Below are 8041 nucleotides of genomic sequence, written 5' to 3'. Positions count from 1 at the left end.
GTCGAGACCGCGGTCGAAATGGCGGCAGAGGTCACCGGGGGCCTGCCCGTCGACGCGGCGATCATGGTCGCCGCGGTCGCCGACTGGCGCGCCGCCGACACCGCATCGCAGAAGATCAAGAAGGACGGCAGCGGCGCGGTGCCGCCGCTCGCGCTCGCCGAAAATCCCGATATCCTCGCGAGCCTCGCCAAATCGCCCCAGCGCCCGCCGCTGGTGATCGGCTTCGCCGCCGAGACCAACGACGTGATCGCGCATGCCGAGGCCAAGCTCGTTCGCAAGGGCTGCGACTGGATCGTCGCCAATGATGTTTCCGCCGACCCGATGGGCGGCGAGACGAACCGTGTGCATATCGTCAGCAAAGACGGCGTAGACAGCTGGGACCGACTGCCCAAGCCGGCCATCGCCCGCAAATTGATGGAAAAGATCGCCGATGAACTCGACGCCCGTGCCCCCCTTGAACGCGATTGAAATCGCCATCCAGCGCCTGCCCAACGGCGGCGGCCTGCCCCTGCCCGCTTATGCGAGCGACGGTGCGGCGGGGATGGACGTCGTCGCCGCCGAAACGCTGACGATCCGCCCCGGCACGCGCCACGCCGTCGCGACCGGCTTCGCGATGGCGATCCCGGCCGGTTACGAGGTGCAGGTGCGCCCGCGTTCGGGCCTCGCGTTGAAGCACGGCATCACCTGCCTCAACACCCCGGGGACGATCGACAGCGATTATCGCGGCGAGGTGAAGGTGATCCTTGCCAATCTGGGCGACGAGAATTTCGAGATCAGGCGCGGCGACCGCATCGCGCAGCTCGTTCCCGCGCCGGTCCAGCGGGCGGTCTTTGCCGAGGTCGATACGCTCGACGAAACCGCGCGCGGAGCGGGCGGCTTCGGATCGACCGGGGTCGAGAGCGAGGCGGCCGACGAAACGGCGGGTTCGGCGGGCGTCGCCTCGCTGTCGGCGATCAAGCTGCGCCGTCCGGGCGAATAGATTGCTCAGCGACGCCGAACTCGACCGGTACGCGCGCCAGATCATCCTGCCGGCCTTTGGCGGCGCAGGGCAAGCGAGGCTGAAGGCCGCGCATGTCGCCATCATCGGCGCGGGCGGGATCGGTTGCCCCGCGATCACCTATCTGGCGGCGGCGGGTGTCGGACGGCTGACGATCATCGATCACGACCATATCGAGCTCAGCAATTTGCAGCGCCAGCCGCTGTTCACCGACGGCGACATCGATATGCCCAAAGCCGAAATCGCGGCCGAAGCGGGGCGCCGGATCAATCCGCATGTCGATTTCGTAGCGCAGGTCGTCCGGTTGACCGACGGCAATGCGGCAACATTGCTTGCCGATGCGAGCCTGATCCTCGACGGCTGCGACAATTTCGATACCCGCCTCGCCGTCAATCGCGCCGCCGTCGCGCTCAACATTCCGCTGCTCAGCGCCGCGATCGGCGCGTTCGAAGGACAGGTCGCGCTCTACGAGGGCTGGCGCGCGGACGGCCCCTGCTACGCCTGCCTCGTCGGCAGCGATCCCGATCGCGAGGGGATCAATTGCGCCGAAACCGGCGTGATGGGCGCGCTCGCGGGCATGATCGGGACGATGGCGGCGCTGGAGGCCGTGCGCGCGCTGACCGGCCTCGGTTCCCCGTTGACGGGCCGGCTCGCCATCATCGACATGCTCGACCGGCGCTGGCGCGAGGTCGGGGTCGCCAAGGATCCGGAGTGTCCGGTATGCCGGGGCTGAACATCATCGTCGCAGTCGCCGACGACCGGCGCTTTTATGCGGCGCTCGAAACCGCGATGGCGGCGGCGGCGCTGGGCCGTTCCGTCCGCGTCTTCCTGCAGGGCGAAGCGGCGGCATTGCTGCGGACGCCGGTCGCCTTTTCGGGCGATGCGGCGCGCAAGGCGGGCGGCCAGCCCGACCTCGCGTGGATGGTCGAGGAAGCCATCGCCACCGGAATCGAACTGCTGGTCTGCCAGTCGGGCATGGCGCTGGTGGAGGTCGCGATGGCCGACCTTGTGCCGCATGTCCGCGCGGCGGGGCTGGTCAGCTTCATGGCGAGCATCGGCGATGACGACCGGCTCGTCGTCTATTAGGGATTGTCGCAGACCGTGATCTTGTCGGGATCGGGTCGCTTGCCGTCGGGGACGAAGCGCGCGAGATAGCCGCCGGCATGCTGCTTGTCGTCATAGGAAAGCAGCTTGTAACCCACCGCCTCGAACTCGCAGACGAGCAGGCGGAATGGCGTGCCATGTTCGGCGATCGAGCGGTCGCCATCGACGACGAGCACCTGACCGCCCCCCCGCAGCGCAGGCCGCAGCCGCCACAGGAACGCATAGGGCTCACCGATTTCATGGTACATATGGACCATGAACACGCGGTCGAAACTCGCCGCGGGCAGGCGCGGATCGTCGACCGCGCCGAGTTTCAGCGAAACATTGTCGAGCCGCTCGCGCGCGACGCGGTCGGCCAGCCGCTCGATCACTTCGGGCATGATGTCCTGCGCGAGCACGCGGCCGCTGGCGCCGACCCGCTGCGCGAGGCGGACGGTGTAATAGCCGTCGCCTGCACCGATGTCGGCGACCGTCATGCCGGGACGGACATTGGCCGAATCCATGACGTCCTCGGCCTCGTTGACGCGGTCGCGCGCTTCCTCGGTCGACCATTTTGTCGAGGTGATCGGTGCCACCGGGCGGTCGGCGGGCGGGAATTCACGCGCCGTTTCGACCCGCTCGCTATCATCGTCCCACGGCGCATTGTCGCAGCCGCCGAGCAGCGGCAAGAACGCCAGCGCGGCAAGGAGGACCGCGCGCTTCATCAGTCGATGTCTTCCACTTCGACCTTTTCGCCCGTCACCTTCTGCGACAGGGCGGCGGCCATGAAGGGATCGAGCGCGCCGTCGAGGACGTCAGACGGCGCCGTCGAGGTCACGCCGGTGCGCAGGTCCTTTACCAGCTGATACGGCTGGAGCACGTACGAACGGATCTGGTGCCCCCAGCCGATCTCGGTCTTCGCCTGATATTCGCCCGACGCCGCGGCCTCGCGCTTCTGGAGTTCGGCCTCGTACATCCGCGCCTTGAGCATCCCCATCGCGGTCGCGCGGTTCTTGTGCTGCGAGCGGTCGTTCTGGCTCGCGACGACGATACCGGTCGGGATATGCGTGATGCGCACCGCCGAATCGGTCGTGTTGACGTGCTGGCCGCCCGCGCCCGAGGCGCGATAGGTATCGATCTTGAGGTCGCCTTCGTTGATCTCGATCTCGATATTGTCGTCGATCACCGGATAGACCCAGACGCTCGAAAAGCTGGTGTGGCGCCGTGCCGAACTGTCGTAGGGCGAGATGCGGACGAGGCGGTGGACGCCGCTTTCGGTCTTCGCATAGCCATAGGCGTTCTCGCCCTTCAACAGCATCGTCGCCGATTTGATACCCGCCTGCTCGCCCGCCTGATATTCGACGAGTTCGACCTTCATCCGGCGCTTTTCAGCCCAGCGCATATACATGCGCTGCAGCATCTCGGCCCAGTCCTGGCTTTCGGTGCCGCCGGCACCGGCATGGACTTCGATATAGCAGTCGTTGCCGTCGGCCTCGCCCGCGAGCAGCGCCTTGATCTTGTCCTCTTCGGCGCGCTCGGCCAGCGCGGCGAGCGACGTCACGGCCTCGTCGACCATCGCCTCGTCGCCTTCCATCTCGGCGAGTTCGATCAGTTCGGCGGTGTCGGCGCATTCGGTTTCGATCGCGCGCGTCGCGGTGATCGCCTCGTCGAGCCGGCGGCGTTCGCGCATGACTTCCTGCGCCGCCTTGGCGTCGTTCCACAGCGTCGGGTCCTCGACCTTCGCATTGAGTTCGTCGAGCCGCCGCACCGCGCGGTCCCAGTCGAGGAAACGGCGCAGCAGCGCCAGCGCGGCGCCAATCTTGTCGATATGATCCTGCGCTTCGGCGCGCATGTCATTGCTCCTGAAAAATGTCGATCACGCCCTTACGGCCTTCGAAGCCCCAAGGAAAGAAGGCTCCGAAGAAGGGGCGCAAACTCAGATGATGCCGCCGCGATCCTCGAGGAATTCGCTGTCGCTGCGCCGGCCATTGCTCTGGCGAACGGTCGCATCCTGCCGCCGGGGCGCTTTGATCGGCTTGATTTCCTCTTCGCGGATCGTCCGGCGCGGTTCGCTTTCGGGCTTGAACGCCTCCCAGATAATCGACGCCTTGGGGTCCGAGCCCGGCCAGCTGCCATAGACGCGGCGGCCCGACTGGCGGTCGATGCGCACCATCCGCACGCCCTTGGGCGCGGCGAACGGAATAGGCTGGGCGTCGGCCATCGATTCTTCAAAGAATTGCTTGAAGATCGGCGCGGCCATGCTGCCGCCCTGAACATAGCCGCCCATGTTTCGCGGCTGATCGAAGCCGATGTAAACGCCCGCGACGACATCGGGCGTTCCGCCGACGAACCAGGCGTCCTTCGGGCCCGAGGTCGTGCCCGTCTTGCCGAACAGGGGCACGCCGAGGTCGCGCAGGCGAACCGCGGTGCCGCGCTGGACGACCCCTTCGAGCATATGGACGACCTGATAGGCGGTCATCGGATCCATCAGCTGCTTGCCCGACTTGGCAAAGCGCGGCATCGGCCGGCCGTCCCAATCCTTCTTGTTGCAGCCTTCGCACGGTTTCCAGTTCGCGGGGAAAATCACCTTGCCGCGGCGATCCTGCGCATAATCGATCACGCGCGGTTTCAGTTCGCGGCCATGGTTTGCCAGCATCGCAAAGGCGTTGGTCATCTTTTCGACCGTCGTCGACCCGGCGCCGAGCGCGGTCGAGAGATAGGGTTCGTGCTTGCCGATCCCCATCGTCTGGATCATTTCGACGATCGGTTCCATCCCGACCTGGCTCGCGGTCTTGACCGTCATCAGGTTGCGCGACTGTTCGAGGCCCCAGCGCATCGTATGCTCGCCCGACCCGCCGCCGCCGCCGAAGTTACGGAAGCATTTGTTGCCAAGGCTCGCGCCCTGATAGACGCAGAAGGGTCCATCGACGATCAGCGTCGCCGGGGTCATGCCGTTGTCGAGCGCGGTCGCGTAGACGAAGGGCTTGATCGTCGATCCCGGCTGGCGTTCGGCCTGCGTCGCGCGGTTGAACGGCGACAGCCGCACATCGAAACCGCCCTGCATCGCATAGATGCGACCCGAATGCGGGCTTTCGGCCATGAATCCGCCCGATACCTCGGGAATATTCCGGAGCGCGTAGGAGTTGCCGCCGGTTGCCTTGACGGCGATCAGATCGCCCGGACGCATCGCCGAAAAGGCGCTGCCGCCCGTCTTGCGATACACGAGCGTCGCAGCGCCCGCCGGCAGCATGCCCGTCGAGCCGTCGGCAAAGCCGATCTGCGCGGCGCCCGCCGATTTGGAAACGACCGCGGCGATCCGCCAGCCGTCGTAATCGATGCCGATAAAGCTCGATGCGAGGCGGCTTGCCCATTTGTCGTCGGCCTCGATCGTCGCGATCGGGCCGGACCAGCCCTTGCCCGCGTCGTAACGGATGAGCCCGCGGCGAAGCGCATTGGCCGCCGCCGCCTGCATCTTGCCGTCATAGGCCGTGCGCACCCAAAGCCCGCCTGCATAGACGCTGTGCGGACCCTTGTCGGCGGTTTCGCCGAATTCGGCGATCAGCTGGCGCCGGACCTCTTCCATATAATAGCCGCCGACCTGCGCGATCGCGGTGTTGCCGCTGTCGGTGAGGCCGAGCGGCATCGCCTGGGCCGCATCGCGCTGCGCCGCGGTAATCCAGCCGTTGCGGAACATCTCGCCGAGCACGAAATTGCGCCGCCCGACCGCCTTGTCGGCATTGCGCGCGCGGCCATAGGTTTCGGGCGCCTTGGGCAGGATTGCGAGGAACGCCATCTCGTGCAGCTGGAGCTGGTCGACGTCCTTGTCGAAATAGGCGCGGCTCGCGGCCTGCACGCCGAAGCTGCGGCGCCCGAGCGGAATCTCGTTCAGATAGAGTTCGAGGATCTGTTCCTTGGTCAGCGCGTCCTCGATGCGCATCGCGAGGATCGCCTCGCGAACCTTGCGCCGGTAACTGAGCTCGTTGCTCAGCAGCAGGTTCTTGGCGACCTGCTGGGTGATCGTCGAAGCGCCGATCGGGCGACCGCTGTTGCTGAGATTGGTGATGATCGCGCTGACGACGCCCGGATAGTCGATACCGCCGTGGCTGAAGAAGGTCCGGTCCTCCGCGGCGAGATAGGCGCGAACGAGGAGCTGCGGATATTCGCTGTATTCGAGCTGGACGCGCCGTTCGCGGGCATAGCTGTGGACGGGCTTGCCCTCGGCATCGCGGACCATCGTCGGCAGCGGCGGTTCATAATCGCGAAGCTGGTCGACCGACGGCAGGTCGCGCGCGAAGAGCACCCAGATCAGCGCGAGGGCTAGAAAACCGGCGAGCGCCAGATAACCGAGCCAGCGGAACCAGCGCCGTGTCCACATATCGCGAAACCATGCGATGACGGCATTGCTGTCGCGGCGCAGGCGCAGGCGGAAATTGGTCGGACTGTCAGCGGCCATATCGCCAAGCCTCTATCGCCTGCATCGCGGAAAGGGAAGCGTGCTTGCGGCGAGGCGCGCTTCTATGCGCCGCGTGCCAGATCGAGCAGCGAGGTGCGGAACATCGCCGCGATGTCGGCCAGCACGGCGCCGGCTGGAATCCGGTCTTCCTCATAGAGCATTTCGTCGGCGGCGAAGCCGAGTTCGACCGCCAGACGAACGCGCGCCCAAAGCGCGTCACGGTCGATGCCGGCCATATAGGGTGCGTAAGCATCGACGAGCCGGTCGGTCACATGCCGATGCGATTCGAGCCGGATGTGGACGAGTTGCGGCGACGCGTGCAGCGCGCGCAAAATCCACACCGCCCCCGGTTCGGCGCGCGTCACCGCGGCATTTTCGGCCACAAGGTCGCCGATGCGATCGGCCATGACGACGACCCCGGCGGGAGCATGACGTGCGATCCAGCTTTCCAGCACGGCGTTCTGACGCTCCATCAACCGCCGCCCCAGCGCCTCCAGCACCGCATATTTGTCGCCGAAATAGCGATAGAGCGCGGGCGGCGTGAGGCCCGCGCGCGCGGCGATCATGTTGGTCGAAATACGGTCGAGCCCGACCTCCGCCAGCAGTTCGCCCGCGACATCGAGCAGCCGTTCGCGGGTCTGGCGCGCGCGCGCCTGCTGCGGCGGGCGACGGACGGGTGCGGCGGCGATGGTCACCGCGCCCGGCCGCGCGCACCGACCGGCCAGATATCGACCAGCGTATCGCCCGCGACGACATGGTAATTGTCATAGAGATTCACTGTCGGATCGCAGTGCGGCACGGTCAGGCTCACCGGATCGCCGGGCTGGAGCGCGGTTCCGATATCGGGCGCGATCAGCGCGGCATGCTCGTCGCCCATGAAGGCAAAGAAGGCGGTCTCGGGCGCCCCGCGCCGGACCACCGCGACGCCGCCGTCGGTCGACAGCGACTTGTAACCGGCATCGATCGTGACGAGCCCCGGATGGTTGGCGCTGACGACGCGCGAATCGACCGACAGCGCGACCTCGAACGGCGGCTCGCCGCCGTCGGCGATGTCGCAGTCGAGATATTGCTTGTCCATGAAGACGTAGCTGCCCGCCTGCAATTCGGTGAAGACGCCGAATTCGAGGTCGATGCGGTGCGTGCCGGTACCCGACCCGGTGACGATATCGGGCGCGAAGCCCGCTTCGGCCAGCGCAGCGATGATCTCCTGCAGCCAGGCGGTGCGCTCGACGATCGCGGCGCGGCGTTCGGCATAGTTTTCGATATGCTGCTGCGATCCGCAATAGAACTGGACCCCGCGATATTCGAGGTTGGGTGCGGCCGAAACGACCCTCGCAAGCGCCACCGCCGCGTCGGCCGAAGCGACGCCGGTGCGCGCGATGCCGGGATCGATGTCGATGATGACGTCGAGCCGCGCGCCGGCGGCGGCAAGCGCCGCCTGCAACCGTTCGGTGACGCCGGGATGGTCGACGACCGCGGCGCGGCGTTCGGCATAGTTTTCGATATGC

8 protein-coding genes and 1 pseudogene are annotated in these 8041 nt (G+C 66.6%); 4 read left to right on the top strand and 5 right to left on the bottom strand.

Going from position 1 to position 8041, the window contains the following annotated elements; translation table 11 throughout:
- The 4 genes and pseudogenes from VN047_RS20880 to VN047_RS20865 form a co-directional block, all read left to right on the top strand.
- On the top strand, window positions 1-468 hold a 468-nt coding region (locus tag VN047_RS20880; protein ID WP_325546108.1), incomplete at its 5' end, for a phosphopantothenoylcysteine decarboxylase.
- Window positions 431-892: pseudogene (gene dut / locus VN047_RS20875) on the top strand (dUTP diphosphatase); the annotation flags it as partial. The gene VN047_RS20880 and the pseudogene dut, both read left to right, overlap by 38 nt.
- 88 nt (window positions 893-980) lie before the next feature.
- Window positions 981-1730, top strand: coding sequence for a HesA/MoeB/ThiF family protein (locus tag VN047_RS20870; RefSeq protein WP_325546106.1), 750 nt, complete (start codon window positions 981-983; stop codon window positions 1728-1730).
- Window positions 1718-2083: a DsrE family protein gene (locus VN047_RS20865; protein WP_325546110.1), complete on the top strand. Its 366-nt coding sequence runs from the start codon at window positions 1718-1720 to the stop codon at window positions 2081-2083. The genes VN047_RS20870 and VN047_RS20865 overlap by 13 nt, the downstream gene beginning before the upstream one ends.
- Here the strand turns inward: VN047_RS20865 and VN047_RS20860 are convergent.
- From VN047_RS20860 to VN047_RS20840, 5 genes are all read right to left on the bottom strand, one after another.
- Entirely contained in the window at window positions 2080-2805 is a 726-nt protein-coding gene (locus VN047_RS20860; protein ID WP_325546104.1) for a class I SAM-dependent methyltransferase, read from the bottom strand. The genes VN047_RS20865 and VN047_RS20860 overlap by 4 nt on opposite strands.
- Window positions 2805-3932, bottom strand: coding sequence for a peptide chain release factor 2 (prfB, locus tag VN047_RS20855; protein WP_325546102.1), 1128 nt, complete (start codon window positions 3930-3932; stop codon window positions 2805-2807). Before prfB ends, VN047_RS20860 begins: the two co-directional genes overlap by 1 nt.
- Before the next feature lie 84 nt (window positions 3933-4016).
- Complete coding sequence (locus VN047_RS20850; protein WP_325546100.1) at window positions 4017-6533, bottom strand: penicillin-binding protein 1A; 2517 nt, start codon at window positions 6531-6533, stop codon at window positions 4017-4019.
- A gap of 62 nt (window positions 6534-6595) precedes the next feature.
- Window positions 6596-7228: a TetR/AcrR family transcriptional regulator gene (locus VN047_RS20845; protein WP_325546099.1), complete on the bottom strand. Its 633-nt coding sequence runs from the start codon at window positions 7226-7228 to the stop codon at window positions 6596-6598.
- A partial coding sequence (locus VN047_RS20840; protein ID WP_325546097.1) for an alanine racemase occupies window positions 7225-8041 on the bottom strand: 817 nt, incomplete at its 5' end. The genes VN047_RS20840 and VN047_RS20845, both read right to left, overlap by 4 nt.

The sequence above is a fragment of the Sphingopyxis sp. genome, from assembly GCF_035565275.1.
GTDB lineage: Bacteria > Pseudomonadota > Alphaproteobacteria > Sphingomonadales > Sphingomonadaceae > Sphingopyxis.
The sequence above is the reverse complement of the archived record's forward strand: the minus strand, read 5'-3'. Positions and strand labels throughout refer to the sequence as shown.